The sequence below is a fragment of the Sphingobium sp. IP1 genome (genome assembly GCF_002708645.1).
Taxonomy (GTDB): domain Bacteria; phylum Pseudomonadota; class Alphaproteobacteria; order Sphingomonadales; family Sphingomonadaceae; genus Sphingobium; species Sphingobium yanoikuyae.
Map to the genome: position 1 here is coordinate 66,641 of NZ_NOIW01000012.1, position 23,415 is coordinate 90,055.

A 23,415-nucleotide genomic window follows, 5' to 3' on the forward strand; every position below is an offset into this window, starting at 1 on the left:
CTGAGTAGCGATCAGGCGCGCTCCAGTGCCTCGCCCACTTCGCCGCCGGCCGCCTCCAGCAGCCGCCGCTCCAGCGTCTGCAACCGGGCCTTGCTCTCAATCTTCCCGCCCAAGAGGTCGGTGACGTAGAAGGTGTCGACCGCGCGCTCGCCATAGGTGGCGACATGGGCGCTGTGGACCGTCACCTTCGACTGGAACAGCGCATTGGCCAGGCTGAACAGCAGCGCCGGCCGATCGCGGGCATTCACCTCGATCACGGTGAAGCGGTTCGACGCCTTGTTGTCGATCAGCACATTGGGCTCGATGCGGAAGGCTTCGGCGCGGGTGCGGGGCAGCGGGCGCGCTTCCAGCTTGGTGATCATGCGGTGGCGGTTGGACAGGGAATCCTCGATCGCCGCCTTGATCCGCGCCAGCTGCTCGGGACTGTGGAAGGCACCGCCCAGCGGATCCTGCACCAGGAAATTGTCGATCGCGACGCCGTCGCGCGTCGTATGGATGCGCGCGTCGATGATGTTGCCGCCGGCCAGATGGATGGCGCCGGCAATGCGGTAGAACAGGCCCGGATGGTCGGTCGCATAGACGGTGACCAAAGTCGCACCACGTTGTGGATAATATTGCGCGGCGATCGACAGCGAGGAGTCACCCGCTTCCAATATGTGCCGGGCATTATGGACCAGGATATCATCCGGTTCGGCGATCCAGTAGCTTTCGGGCATGCGGCCGCTGAATGTGGCGAAGGTCGCCTCATCCATGCCCAGCGCCTCGCGCAGCGCCTCCTGCTTGGCGGCAACGCGTTCGCTGCGGCCCTTCTGCTTGTGGCCCAGGCGCAGCACTTCCTCGGCCGCGTCATAAAGGTCGCCCAGCAACTGCCGCTTCCAGCTGTTCCAGACGCCCGGCCCCACCGCGCGGATATCGACCACGGTCAGGCATAGCAGCAGGCGCAGTCGCTCGGGGCTCTGCACGACTTCGACGAAATCGAGGATGGTCTTGTAATCGGCCAGGTCGCGCTTGAAGGCGGTGGCCGACATCAACAGGTGATAACGCACCAGCCAGGCGACGGTCTCGGTCTCGGCGGCAGTCAGGCCGAGGCGCGGGCAGAGATGCTCCGCCACTTCCGCACCCAATATGCTGTGGTCGCCGCCGCGCCCCTTGGCGATGTCATGCAGCAGCACCGCGACATAGAGCACCCGGCGCGACAATATCTTGCCCATCAGCTCGGTCGCCAGCGGATGATCGGTAGCCAGTTCGCCCTTTTCGATCCGGGCCAGCAGGCCGACGGCGCGGATAGTATGCTCGTCCACCGTATAATGATGATACATGTCGAACTGCATCTGCGCCACGACGCGGCGGAAATCGGGGATGAACCGGCCGAACACGGTAGATTCGTTCATCCAGCGCAGCACCGTTTCCGGGTCGCGCGGGCTGGTCAGCACATCCATGAAGGCGGCATTGGCCCGTGCATCCTTGCGCACCTTGGCGGTGATCAGGCCGGCGTCGCGGCTGGCCGCGCGCATCGCGCTCGGATGAATTTGCAGCCCATGCCTGTCGGCCACGGCGAAAATCTCGACCAGGCGAACCGGATCGGCCTGGAAGAAATCATCGCTCGGCAGCGCCAGCCGCCCGCGATCCAGCACGAAACCGTCCAGCTTCTTGGGTCGGCGAAAGATCGACGGAATATAGCGGCGTCCGCGCTCGGCCAGCTGGTCGTCCAGATGCGCCAGGAACACCGCAGTCAGGTCGCCGACCGCCTTCGCGTTGAGGAAATAATAGCGCATGAAGCGCTCGACCCCGGATCGGCCGGCCCGCGCGGTGAAATGCATCCGTGTCGCGGTTTCCAGCTGCAGATCGAAGGTCAACCGATCCTCGGCCCGACCGGTGATCATGTGCAGGTGACACCGCACCGCCCACAGGAAATCCTCGGCCTTCTGGAACTGGCGCAGCTCGCTCTGCGTCAACAGGCCGACATCGACCAGTTCGGCGACCGATTTCACCCGGTTCACATATTTGCCGATCCAGAACAGCGTGTGCAGGTCGCGCAGGCCGCCCTTGCCTTCCTTGACATTGGGCTCGACGACATAGCGGCTGTCGCCCATGCGGCGGTGGCGCTCGTCGCGTTCCTCCAGCTTCTCGGTGACGAAGGTGCGGGCGGTGCCCTGCATGATCTCGCTGTCGAAGCGGACAGCCACTTCCTCGTAAAGCGCCCGGTCGCCCCACACATAGCGTGCTTCCAGCAGGGCGGTGCGCACGGTGAGGTCGGCCTTGGCCATCCGCATCGTCTCGTCGATCGAACGGCTGCTATGGCCGACCTTCAGCCCCAGATCCCACAGCGAATAGAGCATGGATTCGATGATCTGCTCGGTCCAGCCGGTCGGCTTCCAGGGGGTGATGAAGCCGATGTCGACATCGCTGTGCGGCGCCATCTCGCCCCGGCCATAGCCGCCGACGGCGATCAGCACGATCCGCTCGCCTGTGCTGCGGTTGCCGGCGGGATAAAGATGATGGGTGGTGGCGTCGTAGAGCAGCCGCAATATCTGGTCGATCAGGAAGGCAAAGGCCGTCACTGCCTCGCGCCCGCGCGTCGGTTTCGCCTCCAGCCGGCGCGCGACATCCTCGCGGCCATGCTCCAGAGCGGCCTTGAGTTCCTTGACGATCAGCCCGCGCAGCTTGATCGGATCGCCCCGATGCTCCTGCGCCAGGGCGTTGATGCTGTCGGAAATCGCGCGCCGATCAATGATCGCGCGGCGCGACCCCAGGCTGGGGAACTGCATGACCATGGCTCTCGTCTACTCGTGGTGACTGGCGGCAGCCAGTTGTTTCAACCGATATATGTGATCGAGTGCCTCACGCGGGGACAGGGCGTCGGCATCGATGCCATCCAGTGCCGCGCGCAGCGGATCGACCACCTCTTCGGCCTGGGTTGCTACGCTGGCGAACAGCGGCAGGTCGTCCAGCCCTGCGGCAATGCCGCCGGTCTTCGCCTTGCCTGCCTCCAGCCGGCCCAGCACATCCTTGGCGCGCTTGAGCACCAGGGGCGGCAAGCCGGCAAGCCGCGCCACCGCCAGGCCATAGCTGCGATCGGCCGGCCCTTCGGCCAGTTCGTGCAGCAGCACCAGGTCGCCCTTCCATTCGCGCGCCCGCACATGGTGCAGCGACAGCGCATCGAGCGTTTCAGACAGGCGTGTCAGCTCATGATAATGGGTGGCGAACAGGCAGCGGCAGCGATTGACCTCATGCACCGCTTCGACCACCGCCCAGGCGAGCGCCAGCCCGTCATAGGTGGATGTGCCGCGCCCGACTTCGTCCAGGATGACGAAGCTATGTTCGGTCGCCTGCGCCAGGATCGCCGCGGTCTCGACCATCTCGACCATGAAGGTCGACCGGCCGCGCGCCAGATTGTCGGAGGCGCCGACGCGGCTGAACAGGCGGTCGACCAGGGTCAGCGTCGCCGATTCCGCCGGTACGAAGGCACCGGCCTGGGCCAGGATGACGATCAGCGCATTCTGCCGCAGGAAGGTCGACTTGCCGCCCATGTTCGGGCCGGTGACCAGCCATAGCCGGTCGGTCGCGACCAGCCGGCAATCATTGGCGACAAAAGGCTGGCCCTGCGCGCGTAGCGCATCCTCGACCACCGGATGGCGCCCGCCGACAATGTCGAGGCAGGGGCCGACCCCGTCCTCGACCACGAAATGGGGGCGTTGCCAGCCGCCTTCGGCTGCCCGCTCGGCCAGCGCGGCGGCAACGTCCAGCCGTGCCAGCGCATCGGCGGCGCGGGCGATGTCGGCCTTGCGGTCCAGAACCGCCTCGATCAGCGTTTCGAGATGGGCGGCTTCCGCCACCAGCGCATGGGCACCGGCCTGCGCCACCCGTCCGGCCTGTTCATGCAGGTCGATCGAGTTGAAGCGCACGACCCCGGCCAGCGTCTGGCGATGGGTGAAGCCGCTTTCGGGCTGCATCAGTTGGTCGGCGGCGCGGGCCGGCACCTCGACATGATAGCCCAGCACGCCATTATGGCGGATCTTGAGCGCGCTGATCCCCGTCTGCTCGCGATATTGCGCCTCCAGCGCGGCGATCGCGCGGCGGCCGTCACCGGCGAGGCGGCGCAGTTCGTCGAGCGCCGGGTCGAAGCCGTCGGCGATATAGCCGCCATTATTGGTCTCGGTCGGCGGGCTCGGCACCAGTGCGCGCGCCAACGCATCGACCAGCGCGCCATGGCCGTCGAGCGCCGGCAGCAATTGCGTCAGCAGCAGTGGCTGATCGGCCAGCCGCCCCAGCCGCTCGCGCAGCAATCGCGCTTCGCCCAGGCCGTCGCGCAATTGGCCGAGGTCACGCGGACTGCCCCGCCCCACGGCGACACGGCCGAGCGCGCGGCCGATGTCGGGCAGCGCCCGCAGCGCCGCACGCAACTGACTGCGCAACGTCGCGTCATCATGGAACAGCTCGACCAGGCCTAGCCGCGCGTCGATCAGCGGCGCATCCATCAGCGGCGCCGACAGATCCTGTGCCAGCAGCCGGGCGCCTGCCCCGGTGACGGTCCGGTCGACCGCGCCCAGCAGGCTGCCCGCGCGGGTGCCGCCGGTGGTCGCGACGATTTCCAGGCTCTCGCGCGTCGCCGCGTCGATGGCGACATGGGCGCCGCTGGTCTTGCGTAACGGCGGCGCCAGGAAGGGCAGCGTGCCCTTCCCCGCATGGTCGAGATAAGAGATCAGGCCGCCCATAGCCGCCAGTTCGGCGCGGCTGAACTGGCCGAAGCCATCCAGCGTCGCGACCGCGAACAGGCGCTTGAGCGCGTCTTCGGCACGGGTGCTGGAAAAGGCCGCCTTGTCGAACGGATGGCTGTTGGCGACCTCCAGCGTCGACCCTTCGGCGATCACCACTTCGCTTGGCCGCAACCGGGCGAGTTCGGCGGGCAGGTCGCCGGCGCGCACGGTCATCGTCTCGAACCGGCCGGTCGAGATGTCGGCGGCGGCCAGGCCCAGCTCGCCTTCGCCGCCGGTCTGGGCCAGCGCGACCAGCATATTGTCGCGCCGGCTGTCGAGCAGGGTTTCCTCGGTCAGCGTGCCGGCGGTGACATAGCGGACGATGGCGCGTGCCACGAGCGCCTTGCCGCCCCGTGCCTTGGCCTCGGCCGGCGTCTCGGTCTGCTCGGCAATGGCGACGCGATGGCCGCCCTTGATCAGCCGGGCGAGATAGGATTCGGCGCTATGCACTGGCACGCCGCACATCGGGATCGGCTGCCCGGCATGTTCGCCACGGCTGGTGAGCGCAATGTCGAGCGTCGCGGCCGCCATCTTGGCGTCATCGAAGAAGAGTTCGAAGAAATCGCCCATGCGGTAGAAGAGCAGGCAATCCTGCGCCTCTGCCTTGAGGGTGAAATATTGTGCCATCATGGGGGTAGGCTGGGTGGTGGTGGAGGTCGAATTGGCCATGGGGCAAGCGGATAGCCTGATCGCTCCGCTGAAACCAGAGCTTCGCCAAAGGGCAGGAAAATTGCGCTTCTCGCACTTGCCCACAAGATAATCTTGCCGCTAGGGCGGCGCTATTGTTCCATTATGTGGGTATCGCGATGACCGAAAAGTCAAATGTGGAATTTTCCGAGCGCGAGGCGCTGTTCTTCCACGCGACCGGCCGCCCCGGCAAGATCGAGATCATCGCGTCGAAGCCGATGGCGACGCAGCGCGATCTCTCGCTCGCTTATTCGCCCGGCGTCGCGGTGCCGGTGCGCGCGATCGCCGAAGATCCGGCGACTGCCTATGATTATACCGCCAAGGGCAATCTGGTCGCGGTCATCTCCAACGGCACGGCGATCCTGGGTCTTGGCAATCTCGGCGCGCTGGCGTCGAAGCCGGTGATGGAGGGCAAGGCCGTCCTCTTCAAGCGCTTCGCCGATGTCGATTCCATCGATATCGAGCTGAAGACCGAGGATGTCGATCGCTTCATCGACGCGGTCGAACTGATGGAGCCGAGCTTCGGCGGCATCAATCTTGAGGATATCAAGGCGCCCGAATGCTTCGTCATCGAAACGACGCTCAAGGAGCGGATGAACATTCCGGTCTTCCATGACGACCAGCATGGCACCGCGATCATCGCGGCGGCGGGCGTCATCAATGCCGCGCTGCTCACCGGTCGCGACATGAAGGACATGAAGGTGGTGGTGAACGGCGCCGGTGCCGCCTCCATTTCCTGCACCGAGTTGATCAAGGCGCTGGGCGTCCCGAACGAAAACGTCATCATGTGTGACAGCAAGGGCGTGATCTATCAGGGTCGCACCGAGGGCATGAACCAGTGGAAGTCGGCCCATGCGGTCAAGACCGACGCGCGGACCCTCACCGAAGCGGTCAAGGGCGCCGATGTGTTCCTGGGCCTTTCGGTCGCCGGCGCCATGTCGCAGGATATGGTCAAGTCGATGGCGGCCAATCCGATCATCTTCGCCATGGCCAATCCCGACCCGGAAATCCTGCCGCCCGACGCTCATGCCGTGCGTCCCGACGCGATCGTCGCCACCGGCCGCTCGGACTTCCCCAACCAGGTCAACAATGTCCTGGGTTTCCCCTTCATCTTCCGCGGTGCGCTCGACGTGCGGGCGACCGGCATCAACGAGGCGATGAAGCTGGCCGCCGCCAAGGCGATTGCCGACCTGGCGCGCGAACAGGTGCCCGAGGAAGTGGCCAAGGCCTATGGCCGTTCGCACAGCTTCGGCCCCGACTATATCATCCCCGCGCCGTTCGATCCGCGGCTGATGGAGGTGGTGCCGGCCGCCGTCGCCCAGGCGGCGATGGATACCGGCGTCGCACAGAAGCCGATCGCCGACATGGCCGCCTATCGCGACTCGCTCAAGGCGCGGCTCAACCCGACCACCTCGGTTCTCACCAGCGCCTATGAACTCGCTAAGGCCAATCCCAAGCGGGTCGTCTTCGCCGAGGCGGAAGAGGAAGTGGTGCTGCGCGCCGCGATCCAGTTCCGCGAGCTGGGCTATGGTATTCCCGTGCTGGTCGGCCGCGATCATGTGCGCGACAAGCTCAAGGAACTGGGCGTCCAGGATCCCGACAGCTTCGAACTGCACAACAGTGTCAATTCGCCGCTGGTGCCCGAGATGGTCGATCTTCTCTATGCCCGGTTGCAGCGGCGCGGCTATCTGCGTCGCGACTGCGAGCGGATGGTCAACCGCGACCGCAACATCTTCGGATCGCTGCTGGTGAAGATGGGTGTGGCCGATGCGATGATCACCGGCGTCACCCGGCCCTATGGCCAGACCCTGCGCGAAGTGAAGCGGGTGATGGACCCGGCGGCCGGCCGTACCCCCTTCGGCATCCATGTCATGGTGACCAAGGACAAGACCGTCTTCCTGGCCGACACCACCGTCCATGAACGGCCGTCTGCGTCCGAACTGGCCGACATTGCCGAGGGCACGGTCGCGGTCGCGCGCCGCATGGGCCATGACCCGCGCGTCGCCTTCCTGTCCTATTCCAATTTCGGCAATCCGCCCGGCGCCTTCCTCGACAATGTGCGCGATGCGGTGAAGCTGCTCGACCAGCGCGACGTCGATTTCGAATATGAAGGCGAAATGACGCCGGATGCAGCGCTCAATCCGACCGTGATGAAGAATTATCCGTTCAGCCGCCTGTCCGGTCCGGCCAATGTGCTGGTCATGCCGGGGCTGCAGTCGGCCAATATCTCAGCCAAGCTGCTGCGCGAACTCGGTGGCACGTCGATGATCGGCCCGGTGCTGGTCGGCATGGAAAAGTCGGTGCAGATCGCGACCATGTCGTCCAACGCGTCGGAACTGCTGACCTTGGCCGTGCTGGCCGCCGGCGGTATCGCGCTCTGATGAGGGGGGCGGGGCACCAGCCCCGCCCCTATCCGCTACGACCGGTTGGTTTCTGACCGGTTTCGCTTGCCTTGCGCCATCGTCTGCTGGAAGACCATGGCATGAACAGCGCAACCATGATCGACAGTGCCACCTTCCGCCGCGTCCTGGGCCATTATCCGACCGGCGTGTGCGTCGTCACCGCGTCCGCCGAGGATGGCACCCCGGTTGGCATGGTGGTCGGCTCCTTCACCTCGGTGTCGCTCGATCCACCGCTGGTCGCCTTCTTCCCGGCCAAAAGCTCGGGCAGCTGGCCGCGCATCCAGCAGATCGGCCGCTTCTGCGTCAATGTCCTCGCCAGCGATCAGCAGCCGCTCTGCCGCCAGCTGGCCGCACCTGGCCCCGACAAGTTCGCCGGCGTGTCGCACCGCGTATCCGACAATGGATCGCCCATCATCGACAATGTCGTCGCCTGGATCGATTGCAGCCTGCATGCCGTGCATGAAGCCGGCGATCATTATATCGTGCTGGGTGAGGTGGTTGCGCTGGAAGTGGAACGGCCCGACCGGCCGCTGCTGTTCTTCCAGGGCAATTATGGCGAATTTTCGCTGCTGGCATGAGGAACGGGCGGCGCGACGCCGTCTGATCGGGCAAGAGGGCAAGAAAAAAGGGGTAAAGCTCGTTAAAAGGCCGTAATGATCCATACATGGGTCAGAAACATCACGGCTCCTTAACGTCTGCCGTCTATCATCGTCCCCATTCCGGATCGGACTGATCATGACTGCGCTGCTCATCACCATCGACACCGAATTGTCCGCAGCGTTGCACCAGCGCGGCGTCGGTCTTGAGCAGAATCTACGCCAGTCGATCTGGGGCGAGACGGCGGCCGGTGCTTTCGGCATCGGCTGGCAGATGGACCTGATGGACCGTCATGGCCTCAAGGGCGTCTTCTTCCTCGATCCCCTGCCCGCGCTGATCCACGGTCCCGCCTTTCTCCAGCCCATCGTCGCGGCCATCGTCGGGCGTGGGCATGAAGTGCAGCTCCATCTGCACAGCGAATGGCTGGCCTGGGCCAAAGATTCGCCGATTGAAGGGCGACAGGGCCGCAATATCGGCGATTTTAGCCTAGCCGACCAGATCACCCTGCTTGGCCTTGGTCGCGACCTGCTGGAACAGGCGGGCGCTCCGCGGATCAGCGCGTTCCGGGCCGGCAATTTCGGCGCCAATGACGATACGCTGCGGGCGCTGGCGGCGATCGGCATCGGCTGGGACAGCAGCGTCAATCCGGCCTATCTCGGTCATGGGTGCGGCATCAGCATGGATGCCGGCCAGATCGGCGCGGTTCGCGCCCAGGGGCTGGTCGAACTGCCCGTGTCGGGGATCGCCGATCGCCCCGGCCATTTCCGCCCTGCACAAATTTGCGCCATGTCGGCCGCCGAAATGCGCGCCGGCATGCGTCACGCCGCGCAGGAAGGTCATGATGCCTTCGTCATCGTCACCCATAGTTTCGAAATGCTCTCGCGCGACCGGATGCGCCCGAACCGCGCGGTGATGCGCCGGTTCGAGCAATTGTGCCGGACCGCAGCGGCGACGCCGGGCATGCGTCCTGCCGGCTTCCATGATCTGTCGCCCGCGCTCGCCGATGCCCCCGCCCGTACCCTGACCCGCGTGCCGCCCAACCGGCTGCGCACCGGCCTGCGTGTCGCGCAACAGGCCTGGGCGACCTGGCGCTACGAACATCGGCTGGTGCCTGCGTGAGCCGCCTGCCCTGCGCGATCGTCATCGGCCTGGAAAATGCGATCAGCCTGACCATCGTCCGGGAACTCGGCCGCCATGGCGTGCCGGTCCATGGCGTCGGGCCGGCAAGCGGGATCGCGGCGGCATCGCGCTATTGCACGGACAGCACCGGTCGGCCGTCAGGTCCGGCGGCCGATTGGCTGCCCGGCCTGATCGCCCGGACCGGCGCCCGCGCTGTCTTCGCCATTTCGGAGACCGATCTGCTCGATCTGGCGCTGCTGCCGCCGATGATCGGCGATTGCCATATATTGGTTCCGCGCGCCGAAGCGCTCAACCAGGTGATTGACAAGCGCCGCACCCTGGCGGTCGCGTCGGCGCAGGGCCTGTTGATACCGCGAACCTGGCAACCGATGGCGGGCGACGATTTCCAGGCCCATGCCGCATCCATGCCCTATCCGCTGGTCGCCAAATGGGCCAACCCGCCGGCGGTTATGCCGCTGCTCGAACGGGCCGGGCTGGAATGGATCAAGGCGGAATATGTACGGACGCCGGATGCGTTGCAGGCGCTGCTTGCCCGCTATCGTCCGGTCGGTATCTGGCCGATGATCCAGCAATATTGCAGCGGCGTGGGCCTCGGGCAGATGCTGTTCATGGCCGATGGTGATGCGACCCTGCATTTCCAGCATCGCCGCCTGCACGAATGGCCGCCCGAAGGGGGCGTATCGACCCTGTGCCGTGCCGAACCGCGCGATCGCCATGGGCCACAGATGGCATTGTCCGAACAATTGCTGCGCGCGCTCGGCTGGCAGGGGCCGGCCATGGTCGAATATCGCTATGATGAAGCCAGCGATCATTACTGGTTGATGGAGGTGAACGGCCGTTTCTGGGGCAGCCTGCCGCTGGCCGGCCATTGCCATGCCCATTTCGCCTGGGAAGCCTATCGCCGGGCGGTGCTGGGTGAAACGGATGCGGCGCCCCTGCCCCGCGATACGCTGCGCGCCCGCTACATGGTGCCGGAAACCAAGCGCCTGTTGCGATTGCTGATGGGCGGAAAGATCGCCGATCCCTTCTTCCGCGCCCGCCCATGGCGCGACCTTTGCGCCTATCTGCTCGGCTTTCTCGACCTGCGCATGCGCTATTATGTCTTCAGCTTCAGCGATCCCCGGCCGCTGCTGCGCGATCTGGGGCAGATCGTCAGGAAGGCGTTGCGCCGGGATAAGTCCTGACCAGCGCCGTTACCGCCTGCTCGATCCGCTGCAGGCAATAGGCCATGTAGCGATCGTCCAGGCCATAGGGATCGTGCAGATGCGGCATCATCGGCTGTGTCCATGTGCCGAGCAACTGGCGCGGCAGGTGCGACAGGCGCGGATCGGCAGCCAGTCGATGCAGTTGCCGCACTTCCATCGCCAGCAGCAGGTCGCCCGGCTGCGGCTGATAGTCCGTCCTATCGAGCGCCTTGTGGGCGGACAGGTCGTGACCCAGGGCCTGCGCCGCCGCGATTGCCGGATCATGGGCCGGTCGTCCGGTGGTGGTCGACAGGCCGAAAGAGGCCGTGCGGGCGCCGGCCTTGTGGGCCACCACATCGGCAAAGGCGCTGCGACAGATATTGCCTTGGCAGACGAAGACCAGCCGGCGCACTTCGGCCGGGCTGGGGCGCAGCGTGGCCGATCGCCCCAGCGCGAGCTGCGGATAGGACAGGGCCAGGCGCACCAGACCGCGAAATGTGCCGAACCGCGCGTTGATCATGCGACGGTGCCGATGGGGAGCAGGGAATCCATTGGAAGGGCCTTAGCCCAAACAGGTTGCGATTTCCCTCTCCCTGTGGCTAGCCGCAAAGATGCGATCAACAAAGGACAGCCCGCAGGGAAGCGATTCCACCATTGCCGATGTCGCCGCTGCGGTGGGCGTCTCGATCCGAACGGTATCACGGGTTCTCAACCAGTCGCCCAAGGTCAATGCGGAAACCCGCGAGCGCGTCCAGCAGGCGATTGCGGCGCTCAATTTCCGTCCCTCCATGCGCGCGCGCGCCTTCGCGATGGGCCGCTCCTTCCTGATCGGCATGGTCCATAATGATCGCAACGCGCTGGTGCTCGACGCCGTGCAGCGCGGTATCGTCGGCGAAGCGGGCCGGCGCGGTTATGAACTGGTCGTCCACCCAACCCCGATGGATGCCGCGGCCTCGGTCGAGGATGTGCTGCAATTCGTCCGCCGCTCGCGCACTGACGGTCTGGTGGTGCTGCCGCCGGTATCGGGCATTGCCGGCCTGCCCGAAGCCCTGGCGCGAGAACACATTCCCGCCGTTGCCCTGTCGGCCCTGCCGATCACCGGCTATGCCGATGTGATCCTGTCGCCCGAGCGCGAGGCGGCCGCACAGGTAGCGCGCTATCTCCTCGATCTTGGCCATCGCCGCATCGCGATGGTCGGCGGCCCGGCCAACGCCATCTCCGCGCAGGAGCGCCGGGCGGGCTTTGTCGAGGCGCTGGCCGCCGCCGGTGTCACTTTGCTGGACGAGGCCGAGGGCGATTACGGCTTCCAGTCGGGGCTTGCCGCCGCCGAGCGTTTCCTGTCGCTGCCGACCACGCCCACGGCGATCTTCGCCGCCAATGACGTCATGGCGGCCGGCGTCCTCAAATGCGCCGGAATCAAGGGCATTGCCGTTCCGCAGTCGCTGTCGGTCGTGGGCTTCGACGGCAGCCTGCTGTCGCATGTCGTGTCGCCGGCGCTCACCACCATCTGGCGCCCCTTTGGTGATATGGCGCGGATCGCGACCCAGCAGCTGATCGACCGGATCGAGGGGCAGGCCGTGACCGCCGAACTGCCCCCGCCGCTGCGCCTGGTGGAGGCGGAATCGAGCGGTCCCGCCCCCGCCTGACCGATCAGAGCCGATAGGCGCGACGCACCAGGCCCACGGTCAGTTCCTTAGCCAGCTCGGCCGCTTCCCAGTCGGCCAGCCGATGTTCGGCGACTAGTCGCGCCAGGAAGGCGCAGTCGATACGACGGGCGACATCATGCCGCGCCGGAATCGACAGGAAGGCGCGGGTGTCGTCGTTGAACCCGACCGTATTGTAGAAGCCGGCGGTCTCCGTCGTCATCTCGCGGAAGCGGCGCATCCCTTCCGGGCTGTCATGGAACCACCAGGCCGGGCCCAGCCGCAGGCACGGATAATGGCCGGCCAGCGGCGCCAGTTCGCGGGCATAGGTGGTCTCGTCCAGGGTGAAGAGGATGATGGTCAGGTTGGCGTCGTTGCCGACGACGTCCAGCATCGGCTTCAAGGCACCGACATAGTCGGTGCGCATCGGGATGTCGGCGCCCTTGTCGCGACCATGGCTGTGGAACAGGGCGGCATTATGGTTGCGGCAGGAACCGGGATGGATCTGCATCACCATGCCGTCGGCCTGGCTCATCTTGGCCATTTCTGTCAGCATCTGGGCGCGGAACAGTTCGGCATCCTCGGCATCGGCCGTGCCGCCGACGATCTTCGCGAACAGCGCCTCGCATTCCACCGTCGACAGATTGGCGGTGCGCGGCGTCGCAAAGCCATGGTCGGTCGCGGTCGCACCCATGGCGCGGAAATCGGCGCGGCGCTTGGCATGGGCGGCCAGATAGCCTTGCCAGCTTTCGACATCCTCGCCGGTCATGTTGCCGAAGCGGACCAGCGCGTCTCGAAATTCCTCATGCTCGGGATCGATCACCGAATCCGGGCGATAGGTGGTGACCACCCGCCCCTGCCAGCCGGATTCCCGAATCGCCTGATGATGGCGCAGATCGTCGTCCGCCCCTTCGGTCGTCGCCAGCAATTCGATATTGAACCGCTCGAACAGCGCGCGCGGGCGGAAGGCGTCGGTGGCGAGCGCCGCGTTGATCGCATCATAGACCTGGTCGGCGCTTTGCGCGTCCAGTGCCATGTCCAGCCCGAACACTTCGGCAAAGACATGGTCTAGCCACATGCTCGACGGGGTGCCCCGGAACAGATGATAATGGCTGGCGAACAGGCGCCATGCGGCGCGCGGATCGGTATCGGGCAGGCCGCCACGATGCGGCACGCCCAGATCGTCCAGCGCGATGCCCTGCGAATAGAGCATGCGGAACAGATAATGGTCGGGCGCCAGCAGCAGTTCGGTCGCGTTGGACCAGGGGGCATTGGTGGCGAACCAGGCCGGGTCGGTATGGCCATGCGGGCTGATGATCGGCAGGTTGGCGACTTCGGCATAGAGCGCGCGGGCGATCGAACGGGTCGTGGGATCGGCGGGGAACAGGCGGTCGGGCGACAGGGTAAGCGGATGCATGGCGATCTCCTTGTCCGCCGGTTACCGCCTTGTGCCAACGCTGGCAATGGCCTATTCCAAACCCATGTCGATCCTTGCCGAAACCGCCCCGCTGCTGGCCCTTCAGGTCGCACCCGAAGATGATGTCGCCGTCGCGCTGCACCCGCTGGAGGCAGGGCAGACCGTGCGGGTCGGCAAGGCCGATGTGCAGTTGCGCGATCCGGTCCCGGCCGGGCACAAGTTCGCGCTTCATGAGATTCCGGCCGGCGCGCCGGTCCGCCGCTATCGCGCGCCGATCGGCCTGGCGACGCGGGTGATCCTGGCCGGCGAGCATGTCCACAGCCATAATCTCCACACCGCGCTTTCGGGCGAACTGGCCTATCGCTTCACCGGCGCGCAGCCGCAGCCGCTATCCCCGACGGACCGACCCGTCCCGCATTTCCGCGGCTATGTCCGCGCCGACGGCAGTGTCGGCACGCGTAATGAGATATGGATTCTCCCGACCGTGGGCTGTGTCGGCCGGCTGGGTGAGCGGCTGGCGATGAAGGGGGCGGCGCTGGCGGAGGGGCGTATCGACGGCGTCCATGCCTTCAATCACCCCTTTGGTTGCTCGCAACTCGGCGCCGATCTGGACGGCACGGCCGCGATTCTCGCCTCTCTGGCGCTCAATCCCAATGCCGGGGGGGTGTTGCTGCTTGGACTGGGCTGCGAATCCAACCAGCTCGATGCGCTGCTGTCGCGCATTCCGCCGGATCGCCGCGACCGGCTGCGCACCGTGCGCGCGCAGAGTGAAAGCGACGAGTTCGAGGCCGGCATGACGGCGCTCGCCGAACTGATCGATCTCGCCAGCGTGGATCAGCGGCAGGATGTGCCGCTTTCGGCGCTGCGTTTGGGGGTCAAATGCGGTGGCTCCGATGCGATGAGCGGGCTCACCGCCAATCCGCTGATCGGTCGGATGGCCGATGCCGTGGCCCAGGCACAGGGCAGCGCGATCCTGACCGAAATCCCGGAGATTTTCGGCGCGGAGACGCTGTTGATGCAGCGCGCTGAGAATGAGGCCGTGTTCGATCGGCTGACGCAGGTGGTCAACCGCTTCAAACGCTATTTCCTCGACCATGGCGAGCCGGTGTCGGAAAATCCCAGTCCCGGCAATATTGCCGGCGGCATCACCACGCTGGAGGAAAAATCGCTGGGCGCGGTGCAGAAGGGCGGGATCGCCACCGTGACCGACGTCATCGACTATGGCGACCGGATCAGCCGCACCGGCCTCACCATATTGGAAGGCCCCGGCAATGATGCCGTGTCGACGACAGCGCTGGCGGCGGCTGGCGCAACCCTGACCTTGTTCTCGACCGGTCGCGGCACGCCGCTCGGCAGTCCGGTGCCGACGGTCAAGATCGCGTCGAACAGCGCGCTGGCCGATCGCAAGCCGGGCTGGATCGATTTCGACGCCGGACGCGTCCTGCAGGAAGGGATGGATGCCGTGGCCGATGCGCTGCTGGCGCATATCGTCGCGATTGCCAACGGGGCGCCGGCCCGGAACGAGGTAAATGACGAACGCGCCATCGGCATCTGGAAGCGCGGCGTAACCCTTTAGTTTTTCGCCCAAGGATCAATGGGCGTTGGGGCGATCCGTCCGTGCGGGACCGGAGGATGCCGGGAGAATAAGCCCGGTGCCGCGCCATCAGGCGGGCACCGGGCCAGTTCCTCAGCCGTTCAGCTTGTCCTTGACCGCCTTTGCAGGGGTGAAGGTCAGCTTCTTGGCGGCAGCGATCTGGATGGTCGCACCGGTCGAAGGGTTGCGGCCTTCGCGGGCGGGCGTGTCCTTGACCTTGAACTTGCCGAAGCCGTTGAGCGAAACTTCTTCGCCCTTCGCGGCAGCATCGGCGATCGCGGCGAACACGCCATCGACCAGCTTGCGAGCATCGGCCTTGGTGATGTTGTTGGCCGAAGCCAGGCTGTCGGCGAGGTCGCTGTTGTTCATGGAATAGACTTTCCTTTGTTGTTGGCGCGCATTGCATAGCTGGCACGAAAGCCAAGGTCCATCGCCCCCAAGCGTCCGATTGCGCTTAAAAGTGCGGTTAATGGGGCGTTTTCGACGCTTTGTGCATGCGACGATGCCAACCGGCCGTTCGAAGGCCGATGTTGCGGCCTGAGCGGCCGGATCATTATCAATGGAAAGGTGGCGGAGACGGAGGGATTCGAACCCTCGGTAGCCCCTTAAGGCTACGACGGTTTAGCAAACCGCTGGTTTCAGCCACTCACCCACGTCTCCGCACGAATTTGCCTACCGGAAACCGGGAGGCAGTGGCTAGGCGACGGGCTATAGCGACGGCTTTGATCCATGGCAACGGTCCAAATGTGCGATTTTTCATGCGGATTTGCACAATCGGATTCAATCTGGCTTAGAATCGACTCCGGTGGGCGTTCGTTCATTGTCGTTTCAGCTTGGCGACGGATAATCTGTCCAATGTTTTCAAGCGCGGGCTTCGGGGAGTATCGGGTAATGATCGGCAGCATGGGGCGCACGGGCGCCCGCTTCGCACGGGTGGGTGCCCTGATGGCGGCACTCGGCGGGCTCCTGCTGGCGCCGGTCGCCAGCGCGCAGATTCGCACGGTCGATCCCAACACGGCGATCGATTCCGATCTTGCGCCGCCGCCGGTCCAGAACAGCACGCCGACCGATCCCGGCGTCGATACCAGCCTGCCGCCGCCAGCCAGCTCGACTGATTCCGGCACTTATAATGCCGCCCCCGCTGCCGGCGGGGCGACCGCCACCGGCGCGCCGGTCACCTCCAATTCGCCGCCGGCCGCTATGGCGCCGGGCGAATCCTATCAGGAAGATGATCTGATCGGCGCGGCCGAAGGCGTTTTCGGCAAGGGGGCCGAGGGCCTGGCCGGCATCATCGAGAAGATCCTCAAGGATCAGGGCCAGCCCAATGCCTATATTTCCGGGCGTGAGGCGTCGGGCGCCTTCGTGGTCGGCCTGCGCTATGGTTCGGGCACGCTCAACCACAAGATCGAGGGTAAGCGCGAAGTCTATTGGACCGGCCCGTCGATCGGCTTCGACGTCGGCGGCAATGCCGCCAACACCTTCGTCCTGGTCTATAATCTCTATGACAGCCAGGATCTCTACCATCGTTTCCCGGCCGCCGAAGGCACCGCCTATCTGGTCGGTGGCTTCACCGCCAGCTATCTGCGCTGGGGCAGCGTGGTGCTGATCCCGATCCGCCTGGGCGTCGGTTACCGCCTCGGCGTCAATGCCGGCTATATGAAGTTCAGCGAAAAGCGGACCTGGCTGCCCTTCTGACGGTCATAGCAGGGAGAGCTGGGCGCCCGCATCGCCGCTCTCCCCCGCTTCCCCCTCGCCTTCCAGATTATGCACGCCCAGGCCCAGCAGCCGGGCTCCCATGCGCAGCGGTAATTGCGCCTTCAGCAGCGCGCGACCAGCGTCCACCAATTGTTCGACCGAACGGACCGGCGCGGCAAAGCTGCGCGACCGGGTGATGATGCGGAAATCGGCGAATTTCACCTTCAGCACCACGGTCCGACCATAGGCCTGTGCTTTCTCGATCCGGGTCCACAGGCTTTCCGCGATCCGCTCGATCTCGTGCAACAGCGCCTCCTCGGCGACAAGATCCTCGAAGAAGGTGTCCTCGACGCTGACTGACTTGCGCTCCTGCCGCTCATGCACCGGCCGGTCGTCCTCACCGCGCGCGGCATGATAATAGAAGAGCGCGCTGCTGCCGAAATGGGTCTGGAGGAAGGGCAAGTCGCGATCGCGCAGGTCGGCGCCGGTCTCGATCCCCAATTTGTGCATCCGTTCGGCGGTAACCGGACCGATGCCGTGAATCCGCCGCACCGGCATGCGCGCCATGAAGTCGGCGCCTTCCGCCGGCCGCACCACGCACAGCCCGTCGGGCTTGTTCTGGTCCGACGCCAGCTTGGCGATCAGCTTGTTGTAGGACACGCCCGCCGATGCGGTGAGGCCCGTTTCCTCCTGGATCAGCCGCCGGATTTCCTGCGCCACCTGCGTCGCCGACGCGATGCCCGGCTTGTTCTGCGTCACGTCCAGATAAGCCTCGTCGAGCGAGAGTGGCTGGATCATGTCGGTGAAGCGCGCGAAGATCGCGCGGATCTGGGCAGATACGCTTCGATAGACTTCGAAGCGCGGCTTCACGAACAGCAGGTCGGGGCACAGCCGCCGTGCCCTGGCGCCCGGCATCGCCGATCGCACGCCGAATTTCCGCGCTTCATAGCTGCAGGTGGCGACCACACCGCGCGGACCGCCGCCGCCGACGGCAATCGCCTTGCCGCGTAGGCTCGGATCGTCGCGCTGTTCGACCGACGCATAAAAGGCGTCCATGTCGATATGGATGATCTTGCGCAGCGTGGGCGGCGGGGCGTCCATGGCCGGCCTTATGCCACCATGGGAACGAAAGGGAAACAGTCGGGCGTGTCAGCCCTTCTTCTTGCCCTTTTCATCCTTAGCCATGGCCAGCAGCGCGGCAAAGGGGCTCGCCTGATCCTCGGTCAGCACCCCGGCCTCGCGCAGATAGCTGTCGGCCTCCGGCGCGCGCGGATAGGGTTCCATCGCCAGTGCCACCGTCTCGGCCACCGCTTCGCCCATGTCGATGACATTGCCGTCATAGCCGATCGTGTCGCAATCCTCCGCGTCCAGCTCCAGTTCCTCGCCCTCGGGCAGGTCGCCACTCTCGGGCACGAAGCGCAGCAGGAAATCGGTGTCGATCGTTTCGGGCACCGGCAGGCCGGTGGCGACGCAGGGCTGGGCCAGGGCGGCGCGGACCCGGCCGCGTGCCAGGATCGTGCTGCCCTCCGCGCTCAGCCGATAATCCGCCTCCAGCCGATCAAGCGCCAGCAGCGCAAAACGGCGCATCAGCGCGGCACGCTCGCCCTCATCGGCGCTGATGGTCACCAGGCTGTCACCCAGCTTGCCCAGCTGGTCGGCGCGCACGGGGCGCGAAAATTCGATCATGTCGCTCATCCAAGGTCTCCAGCCAGCAAGGCGTCGCGGGTCAGGCAGGCCAGCCTTGTCCAGCGTGCGCGCAGCGCGCCCTCGACATGGCAGAGCGCTTCTGCCGACGGGGCATCGCCGCGATACAGGTTTCGGCGCAGCGCATCCTCCAGATCGCCCTCCCCCGTCAAGGCCGCACGATAGGCCGCCAGTCGTCCGCCCAGCGCACTCATCATCCGGCCGATATGCTTGCCCACGACGACATCGCCAATCCCTTCCTGGCGCAGCTGGCCGTCCATGTCGTCGACGAACAGCTCGGTCAGCCACACGCTCTCCTGCGCCGCGCCCAGCGCCTCCAGTCGCATAAGCACCTGCGCCAGTATCGCGACGATCATGTCGAACCGGCCATCCAGCGTATCGGGCACACCGCCCTGCAGATACCAGTGCGGCTGCCGTCCCTCGGCCACCACCGCATGATAAAGCGGCATCAGGCCCGCCTTCGGATCATCGCGGCCCAGCAGGCGCTGGAGGAAGGAAGGACGGGATTGAGACATGGGTTGCCGTCTTTTCGTGATGGAATGTGGGCCAGCGGGCTTCGCGGGCGCGTGCGCCCCTTGCCGGGGCCTGCGCATTTCCATATTGATCGCTGGGCCGCCCGATGCAATGGCGGCTTTCTGTTTCTTGGGTTCGCGGGCCCGTCCCCGCAGGAGAAGACCATGCGCAAGTTTAGCCGCCAGTCCCGCCGCGGGCGTTTCCTGCTGGCTCTGGGCCTCGGCGCGATCGTGATCAGCGCATCGGGCTGTACCCGCATCCGCACGCATCAGGGCTATCAGGTCGACAAGCTGCTGGTGGACTCCGTCCAGCCCGGCATCGACAACCGTGCCTCGGTCGAAGGCACGCTGGGCCGTCCCAGCTTCGTCGCCCAGTTCGGCGAACAGGACTGGTATTATGTGTCGCGCGACATGCGCTCGCTTGCCTTCTCCAATCCCAAGCCGGTGTCGCAGACGGTTCTGCATGTCCGGTTCGACCCGGCGGGCAATGTCGTCGCGGTCGATCGCATGGGCCTGGAGCAGGTCGCGCACATCTCGCCGACCGGCGACAAGACCCCGACGCTGGGTCGCCATCGCAGCCTGTTCGACGAGATTTTCGGCAATATCGGTGCCGTGGGTGCCATGGGTGCCGGCTCGGCCGGCGGCGCCGGTCCGGGCGGCGGCCCGAACGGCAGCTGAGGCTGGTCGCACTGCGAAGTTATAGGCGCCGTCCTGTCCATCATGGACCGGGCGGCGTTTTTGTTCGGATGGCATGATCTGGCCATCGGATCGACAGCGGTTCGAGCTGCGCCAGGCACAAAAAAACCGCCGTTTCCGGCGGTTTTTGCTTCCTTCTTACCGAAGGAAAGTGGTGCAGAAGAGCTTTCGGTCTAACGACCTAAACGATTAATTTTACAGTCAAATCGTAGACTTGCGAATTCGCCAACGGCATCATTAGCATGCTTTCAATTCGTGGAAAAGGCTGGACGAATGTGGACATAATGATTCGGTTCCGTGCCTTCGATCAATGGTGGCTCCGTTCGACGCTGTCGATTATTCGTACTACTGGCGAGTGTGAGAAAAGCTGGCAGCCTTAGGGGCGATGCCGTATCCCTTCGATGAGAAAATTGAGCGCCCACAATTTTTGCCGACGGCTTGGATAGTACAGGCGAGAGCCAGGAAGGGGGCGCGCTAGCTTTGGATCGAGTTGAGGATGAGCTGTCTTGCTCTGACTTCCTGTTTCTACCAAATGTATTCTTAGGGTGTAAGGTCGCTGAGCGTTTTGAGCCGGCGGGCGAGGTTGTAGGCGGCCATGAAGTCGGCGTGGTGCGCCTGGAGCTAGTCATGCCTCTTGTAGTGGAAGCGTTTCACGGTCTCGTCCTTGATGGTTCGTGTTCGAACGGCAAGTGCCGGACATGCTGGACAGCGTTCGCATGGCGACGAACAGGCTGAAGCAGATATCGGGTTCTGCGCCTACCGGCCGGCCCGTGGGGCAGGGCGGACAATACTGCCATCGAGGTTGCCCTTATGGATTGTGCCGACAATCTGTCTGTCGTCCCCTATGATGTGGGATGGTTAGACCTAGGCGACTGGAACGCGGTCAGGGGCCACATGGAGCCGGACACACTTGGAGTTTCGCCGTCCGGCCCGGCAACCGTGATGGATTGCCGCAATACGTTGTTGCGATCCGAAAGCGACCGACTGGAGATTATCGGCCATATTGAAGTGGTGGCGATGAGCGATGCGGTGCTGATCGCAGACAAATCGCGTGCGCAGGACATGAATAAGGTGGTCGAGGCGCTACAAACAAAGGCGGCGCGGAGCAGAGGCTTTCTCCCCGAATCACCGGCCATGGGGTTGCACGACAGCCTGCTGATTAGCGGGCACTTCCAAGTCAAACGCATTACTGCCCGGCACTGAGCCTGCAAAGCCATTTCCACCGGTCCAACATTGGATCATCGTCGAAGGGATGGCGCACGTCACACTTGACGGTAGCGTGTCAGTAATGATGGAGAGCCAGTCTATCTACATACCGGTCGAGGCACAGCACCGGATCGAAAATGCGGGCTGCATCGTCATTTTTTTATCGATGTGCTGGTCGATCCCTATGCCGGGGAGGATGATATTATCCGTTGTGAAGATCGCTATGCGCGGACATGACCATAGCCACAGGGTCTGATAGCATACCCGAATGAACGAGCGTACATCCCCCTATTCAATCATAGCCAAAGGCGCGAGCGCGGAACTTTTCGATATTGGAGCAGGTCAGGCACTGAAGCTGTTTCGCGACAGTGTGTCGAACGAGATGATCGCGCGCGAGGCCAACGCGTCGGTCTATGCCGGAGCCTGCGGCGTGCCTACAGCGGTGGCGATTGAGCAAAGGGTATGGGATGGGCGACGGGGCATCGTCTATCCCCGACTGGAGGGCGTGACGTTGATGGATTGGGTCCGTCGCTATCCGATGCGGGCAGGGTGGGCTTTGGACCAGATGGGTGAACTTCACGCAGCCATGCATCGGACAGGTGGCGGAAAGTTGCGGTCGCTGAAACAGGTGCTGGCGACCGATATTGTCCACGGCCCCGCGCCCGATGCGCTGCAACACACCGCCACCGCCTATCTTGAGACATTGCCAGATAGTGACACCCTGACCCATGGCGATTTTCATCTGGGCAATGTCATGATGACGCCGCAGGGCTTGATGGTAATCGACTGGTCGAAGGCAGCAGCCGGACATCCTGCGGCGGACGTGGTGCGATCCGAAATGCTAATGCGATTTGGCGTCGGGCCGACCGACTGGGTAACGAACCTGTGGCGTGACTGGGCTGCGCGGCGGTTGCGCAGGCCCCATGCGGCGTCGGGTGTCAGCTCCCGCGACATCGATAACTGGCGGCCCGTAGTAGCGCTGGCCTGGCTGCGCGCGCGCGATGCCACCGGGCGAACGCCGGCGTTCATGCGCTATTTGGACGCGGCGCTGAAACAGGTGGGGCTGCCCGTCTCCCGATGAGAAGGATCAGGCTGGCTTTTCCAGTTCGGCCAGGCTTTGCCAGAACGCGGAATGGTGGATGGTGGCTTTCGCCCAAACCACCGGTAAAGCGTGGTTCTTTAAAACCGGCGTCGCGCGCAAAGCGGCGGTTCTAGTCGCGATGCAGGAAGGCATCGAGATGTTATGCGGGATGACTTGTCCGCAGATGCTCTAGATTGGCGTTCCATACCCGGTCATGGGCAGGCTCTTCCAATTCGAGGAAGGAGAAGATCATCTTGCCGCCGGGCTTCAGCGCGCAAAAGGCGTCGACAGTGTAGAGATAGGATTTGCCCGGATAGAGATAAGTGAAGACCGACCAGTCGACGACCATATCTAGAGCATCGAACCTGAAATGGGAATCGCGCTGGAGATTCCCTTTTTTGCGGATCCATGATTCATTTCTTGGCGGAGGTGGAACATGGGTAAGTCCTATTCGAGCGATCTTCGAGAACGGATATCGGCACATGTTTTGGCGGGGTACTCGCGGCGTGAAGCCGCCCGCCGTTTTGGAGTCAGTCCGAGTTGCGCGATCAAGCTTGTGCAGCGGGTTTCGAAGACGGGATCAGCGGCACCGGCACCGCAAGGCCGACCGCCAGGTGCGGGGAAATTAGCGGCGTACCTGACGACATTGATCCGCTGGGTGGACGAGCAACCTGACATCACGATGCCGGAACTGGCAAAGAAATTGGAGCAAAATAGCGGGCTGAAGGCGCACCCCGCTTCCTTGTCCCGGATCCTCCTTTCAGCTGACTTCCGATATAAAAAAACAGCTGATGGCGTCGGAGTGCGGACGCGATGATGTCAGTCTGGCACGCCGGAGGTGGCGACTGGACCGGCAGCCGCGCATGCGCGAAGAGCGGCACCGGCTTTATTTTATCGACAAAACGGCAACGACGACGAAGATGACCCGTTTACGCGGTCGTGCCCCGAAGAACAGGCGCCTAAAGGCACGCGCGGGGACTGTCAGGATTTCCGTGTGTGGCCGGGCATAATGGGCAACAAGGAGTCCCACTATGTCACGACGCAAAGAACCTGCCATACCGAATGAGCTTCTCGATCAGCTTTTGGCGGGCGGCGCTGCC

General features: G+C 64.5%; 21 protein-coding genes, 1 tRNA gene and 1 pseudogene. 12 read left to right on the forward strand and 11 right to left on the reverse strand.

What is annotated here, in order from left to right:
- Window positions 1–11: 11 nt before the first annotated feature.
- Window positions 12–2,774, reverse strand: coding sequence for a [protein-PII] uridylyltransferase (locus CG471_RS06305; RefSeq protein ID WP_099231215.1), 2,763 nt, complete (start codon window positions 2,772–2,774; stop codon window positions 12–14).
- Window positions 2,775–2,783: 9 nt separating this feature from the next.
- Entirely contained in the window at window positions 2,784–5,426 is a 2,643-nt protein-coding gene (mutS, locus tag CG471_RS06310) for a DNA mismatch repair protein MutS (protein WP_099231217.1), read from the reverse strand.
- A 137-nt stretch (window positions 5,427–5,563) separates the two neighbouring features.
- Here mutS and CG471_RS06315 point away from each other — a divergent pair, with 137 nt between their 5' ends.
- The 4 genes from CG471_RS06315 to CG471_RS06330 all read left to right on the forward strand — a co-directional run bounded on the left by CG471_RS06315 (window position 5,564) and on the right by CG471_RS06330 (window position 10,767).
- On the forward strand, window positions 5,564–7,825 hold the full coding sequence (locus CG471_RS06315) for an NADP-dependent malic enzyme (RefSeq protein ID WP_099231253.1): 2,262 nt from the start codon (window positions 5,564–5,566) through the stop codon (window positions 7,823–7,825).
- A gap of 101 nt (window positions 7,826–7,926) precedes the next feature.
- The gene (locus CG471_RS06320; protein WP_099231219.1) at window positions 7,927–8,424 is read left to right on the forward strand and encodes a flavin reductase family protein; all 498 of its coding nucleotides are present in this window, start codon (window positions 7,927–7,929) and stop codon (window positions 8,422–8,424) included.
- A gap of 157 nt (window positions 8,425–8,581) precedes the next feature.
- On the forward strand, window positions 8,582–9,562 hold the full coding sequence (locus tag CG471_RS06325; RefSeq protein WP_099231221.1) for a hypothetical protein: 981 nt from the start codon (window positions 8,582–8,584) through the stop codon (window positions 9,560–9,562).
- Window positions 9,559–10,767 carry a carboxylate--amine ligase gene (locus CG471_RS06330; RefSeq protein WP_099231223.1) on the forward strand — a complete coding sequence of 403 codons (1,209 nt, stop codon included), beginning with the start codon at window positions 9,559–9,561 and terminating at the stop codon, window positions 10,765–10,767. Before CG471_RS06325 ends, CG471_RS06330 begins: the two co-directional genes overlap by 4 nt.
- Here the strand turns inward: CG471_RS06330 and CG471_RS06335 are convergent.
- On the reverse strand, window positions 10,736–11,287 hold the full coding sequence (locus CG471_RS06335) for a phosphotyrosine protein phosphatase (RefSeq protein ID WP_099231225.1): 552 nt from the start codon (window positions 11,285–11,287) through the stop codon (window positions 10,736–10,738). The genes CG471_RS06330 and CG471_RS06335 overlap by 32 nt on opposite strands.
- Before the next feature lie 91 nt (window positions 11,288–11,378).
- On the opposite strand from CG471_RS06335, the gene CG471_RS06340 reads away from it, so the two are divergent.
- Entirely contained in the window at window positions 11,379–12,413 is a 1,035-nt protein-coding gene (locus CG471_RS06340; RefSeq protein ID WP_099231227.1) for a LacI family DNA-binding transcriptional regulator, read from the forward strand.
- Window positions 12,414–12,417: 4 nt separating this feature from the next.
- On the opposite strand, the gene uxaC is transcribed toward CG471_RS06340, so the two are convergent.
- Window positions 12,418–13,827, reverse strand: a complete 1,410-nt coding sequence (uxaC, locus tag CG471_RS06345) for a glucuronate isomerase (RefSeq protein WP_099231229.1) — start codon at window positions 13,825–13,827, stop codon at window positions 12,418–12,420.
- A gap of 46 nt (window positions 13,828–13,873) precedes the next feature.
- Here uxaC and CG471_RS06350 point away from each other — a divergent pair, with 46 nt between their 5' ends.
- Window positions 13,874–15,403 (forward strand): UxaA family hydrolase, encoded by a 1,530-nt coding sequence (locus CG471_RS06350; protein ID WP_099231255.1) that lies wholly within the window; start codon window positions 13,874–13,876, stop codon window positions 15,401–15,403.
- A gap of 111 nt (window positions 15,404–15,514) precedes the next feature.
- On the opposite strand, the gene CG471_RS06355 is transcribed toward CG471_RS06350, so the two are convergent.
- Together CG471_RS06355 and CG471_RS06360 are read right to left on the reverse strand one after the other, a co-directional pair.
- Window positions 15,515–15,790 (reverse strand): HU family DNA-binding protein, encoded by a 276-nt coding sequence (locus tag CG471_RS06355; protein WP_017499409.1) that lies wholly within the window; start codon window positions 15,788–15,790, stop codon window positions 15,515–15,517.
- Between the two features lie 199 nt (window positions 15,791–15,989).
- Window positions 15,990–16,081: transfer RNA gene (locus CG471_RS06360), tRNA-Ser, on the reverse strand.
- 231 nt (window positions 16,082–16,312) lie between these two features.
- On the opposite strand from CG471_RS06360, the gene CG471_RS06365 reads away from it, so the two are divergent.
- Window positions 16,313–17,116 (forward strand): DUF1134 domain-containing protein, encoded by an 804-nt coding sequence (locus CG471_RS06365; protein WP_099231231.1) that lies wholly within the window; start codon window positions 16,313–16,315, stop codon window positions 17,114–17,116.
- A gap of 3 nt (window positions 17,117–17,119) precedes the next feature.
- Here the strand turns inward: CG471_RS06365 and dinB are convergent, their stop codons facing one another.
- The 3 genes from dinB to CG471_RS06380 are packed head-to-tail and all read right to left on the reverse strand — an operon-like array spanning window position 17,120 to window position 19,335.
- Window positions 17,120–18,217: a DNA polymerase IV gene (dinB, locus tag CG471_RS06370; protein WP_099231233.1), complete on the reverse strand. Its 1,098-nt coding sequence runs from the start codon at window positions 18,215–18,217 to the stop codon at window positions 17,120–17,122.
- Between the two features lie 48 nt (window positions 18,218–18,265).
- Window positions 18,266–18,811 carry a DUF177 domain-containing protein gene (locus tag CG471_RS06375; RefSeq protein ID WP_004209271.1) on the reverse strand — a complete coding sequence of 182 codons (546 nt, stop codon included), beginning with the start codon at window positions 18,809–18,811 and terminating at the stop codon, window positions 18,266–18,268.
- Window positions 18,808–19,335 (reverse strand): ubiquinol-cytochrome C chaperone family protein, encoded by a 528-nt coding sequence (locus CG471_RS06380; protein WP_099231235.1) that lies wholly within the window; start codon window positions 19,333–19,335, stop codon window positions 18,808–18,810. Before CG471_RS06380 ends, CG471_RS06375 begins: the two co-directional genes overlap by 4 nt.
- A gap of 162 nt (window positions 19,336–19,497) precedes the next feature.
- Here CG471_RS06380 and CG471_RS06385 point away from each other — a divergent pair, with 162 nt between their 5' ends.
- Complete coding sequence (locus CG471_RS06385; protein WP_004209273.1) at window positions 19,498–20,010, forward strand: outer membrane protein assembly factor BamE; 513 nt, start codon at window positions 19,498–19,500, stop codon at window positions 20,008–20,010.
- Window positions 20,011–20,571: 561 nt separating this feature from the next.
- On the opposite strand, the pseudogene CG471_RS06390 reads toward CG471_RS06385, so the two are convergent.
- Window positions 20,572–20,703: pseudogene (locus CG471_RS06390) on the reverse strand (IS481 family transposase); the annotation flags it as partial.
- Between the two features lie 219 nt (window positions 20,704–20,922).
- On the opposite strand from CG471_RS06390, the gene CG471_RS06395 reads away from it, so the two are divergent.
- From CG471_RS06395 to CG471_RS06405, 3 genes are all read left to right on the forward strand, one after another.
- A complete protein-coding gene (locus CG471_RS06395; RefSeq protein ID WP_180275626.1) occupies window positions 20,923–21,231 on the forward strand; it encodes a hypothetical protein in 309 nt (102 codons plus the stop codon).
- Between the two features lie 85 nt (window positions 21,232–21,316).
- Entirely contained in the window at window positions 21,317–21,490 is a 174-nt protein-coding gene (locus tag CG471_RS31745) for a hypothetical protein (protein WP_373562046.1), read from the forward strand.
- Window positions 21,491–21,502: 12 nt separating this feature from the next.
- Window positions 21,503–22,315 (forward strand): phosphotransferase family protein, encoded by an 813-nt coding sequence (locus CG471_RS06405; RefSeq protein ID WP_099231241.1) that lies wholly within the window; start codon window positions 21,503–21,505, stop codon window positions 22,313–22,315.
- 160 nt (window positions 22,316–22,475) lie between these two features.
- Here CG471_RS06405 and CG471_RS31180 read toward each other — a convergent pair whose 3' ends face one another.
- On the reverse strand, window positions 22,476–22,664 hold the full coding sequence (locus CG471_RS31180; RefSeq protein ID WP_257211444.1) for a hypothetical protein: 189 nt from the start codon (window positions 22,662–22,664) through the stop codon (window positions 22,476–22,478).
- Window positions 22,665–22,751: 87 nt separating this feature from the next.
- On the opposite strand from CG471_RS31180, the gene CG471_RS30550 reads away from it, so the two are divergent.
- Window positions 22,752–23,132 (forward strand): transposase, encoded by a 381-nt coding sequence (locus CG471_RS30550; protein WP_180275618.1) that lies wholly within the window; start codon window positions 22,752–22,754, stop codon window positions 23,130–23,132.
- Window positions 23,133–23,415 lie beyond the last annotated feature (283 nt).

Bases quoted from the DNA above. Each gene is read 5' to 3' on its own strand.
- CG471_RS06305 (WP_099231215.1), bottom strand. From the start codon at position 2,774: ATGGTCATGCAGTTCCCCAGCCTGGGGTCGCGCCGCGCGATCATTGAT.
- mutS (WP_099231217.1), bottom strand. From the start codon at position 5,426: ATGGCCAATTCGACCTCCACCACCACCCAGCCTACCCCCATGATGGCA.
- CG471_RS06315 (WP_099231253.1), top strand. From the start codon at position 5,564: ATGACCGAAAAGTCAAATGTGGAATTTTCCGAGCGCGAGGCGCTGTTC.
- CG471_RS06320 (WP_099231219.1), top strand. From the start codon at position 7,927: ATGAACAGCGCAACCATGATCGACAGTGCCACCTTCCGCCGCGTCCTG.
- CG471_RS06325 (WP_099231221.1), top strand. From the start codon at position 8,582: ATGACTGCGCTGCTCATCACCATCGACACCGAATTGTCCGCAGCGTTG.
- CG471_RS06335 (WP_099231225.1), bottom strand. From the start codon at position 11,287: ATGATCAACGCGCGGTTCGGCACATTTCGCGGTCTGGTGCGCCTGGCC.
- CG471_RS06340 (WP_099231227.1), top strand. From the start codon at position 11,379: ATGCGATCAACAAAGGACAGCCCGCAGGGAAGCGATTCCACCATTGCC.
- uxaC (WP_099231229.1), bottom strand. From the start codon at position 13,827: ATGCATCCGCTTACCCTGTCGCCCGACCGCCTGTTCCCCGCCGATCCC.
- CG471_RS06350 (WP_099231255.1), top strand. From the start codon at position 13,874: ATGGCCTATTCCAAACCCATGTCGATCCTTGCCGAAACCGCCCCGCTG.
- CG471_RS06355 (WP_017499409.1), bottom strand. From the start codon at position 15,790: ATGAACAACAGCGACCTCGCCGACAGCCTGGCTTCGGCCAACAACATC.
- CG471_RS06365 (WP_099231231.1), top strand. From the start codon at position 16,313: ATGATCGGCAGCATGGGGCGCACGGGCGCCCGCTTCGCACGGGTGGGT.
- dinB (WP_099231233.1), bottom strand. From the start codon at position 18,217: ATGGACGCCCCGCCGCCCACGCTGCGCAAGATCATCCATATCGACATG.
- CG471_RS06375 (WP_004209271.1), bottom strand. From the start codon at position 18,811: ATGAGCGACATGATCGAATTTTCGCGCCCCGTGCGCGCCGACCAGCTG.
- CG471_RS06380 (WP_099231235.1), bottom strand. From the start codon at position 19,335: ATGTCTCAATCCCGTCCTTCCTTCCTCCAGCGCCTGCTGGGCCGCGAT.
- CG471_RS06385 (WP_004209273.1), top strand. From the start codon at position 19,498: ATGCGCAAGTTTAGCCGCCAGTCCCGCCGCGGGCGTTTCCTGCTGGCT.
- CG471_RS06395 (WP_180275626.1), top strand. From the start codon at position 20,923: ATGGAGCCGGACACACTTGGAGTTTCGCCGTCCGGCCCGGCAACCGTG.
- CG471_RS31745 (WP_373562046.1), top strand. From the start codon at position 21,317: ATGATGGAGAGCCAGTCTATCTACATACCGGTCGAGGCACAGCACCGG.
- CG471_RS06405 (WP_099231241.1), top strand. From the start codon at position 21,503: ATGAACGAGCGTACATCCCCCTATTCAATCATAGCCAAAGGCGCGAGC.
- CG471_RS31180 (WP_257211444.1), bottom strand. From the start codon at position 22,664: ATGGTCGTCGACTGGTCGGTCTTCACTTATCTCTATCCGGGCAAATCC.
- CG471_RS30550 (WP_180275618.1), top strand. From the start codon at position 22,752: ATGGGTAAGTCCTATTCGAGCGATCTTCGAGAACGGATATCGGCACAT.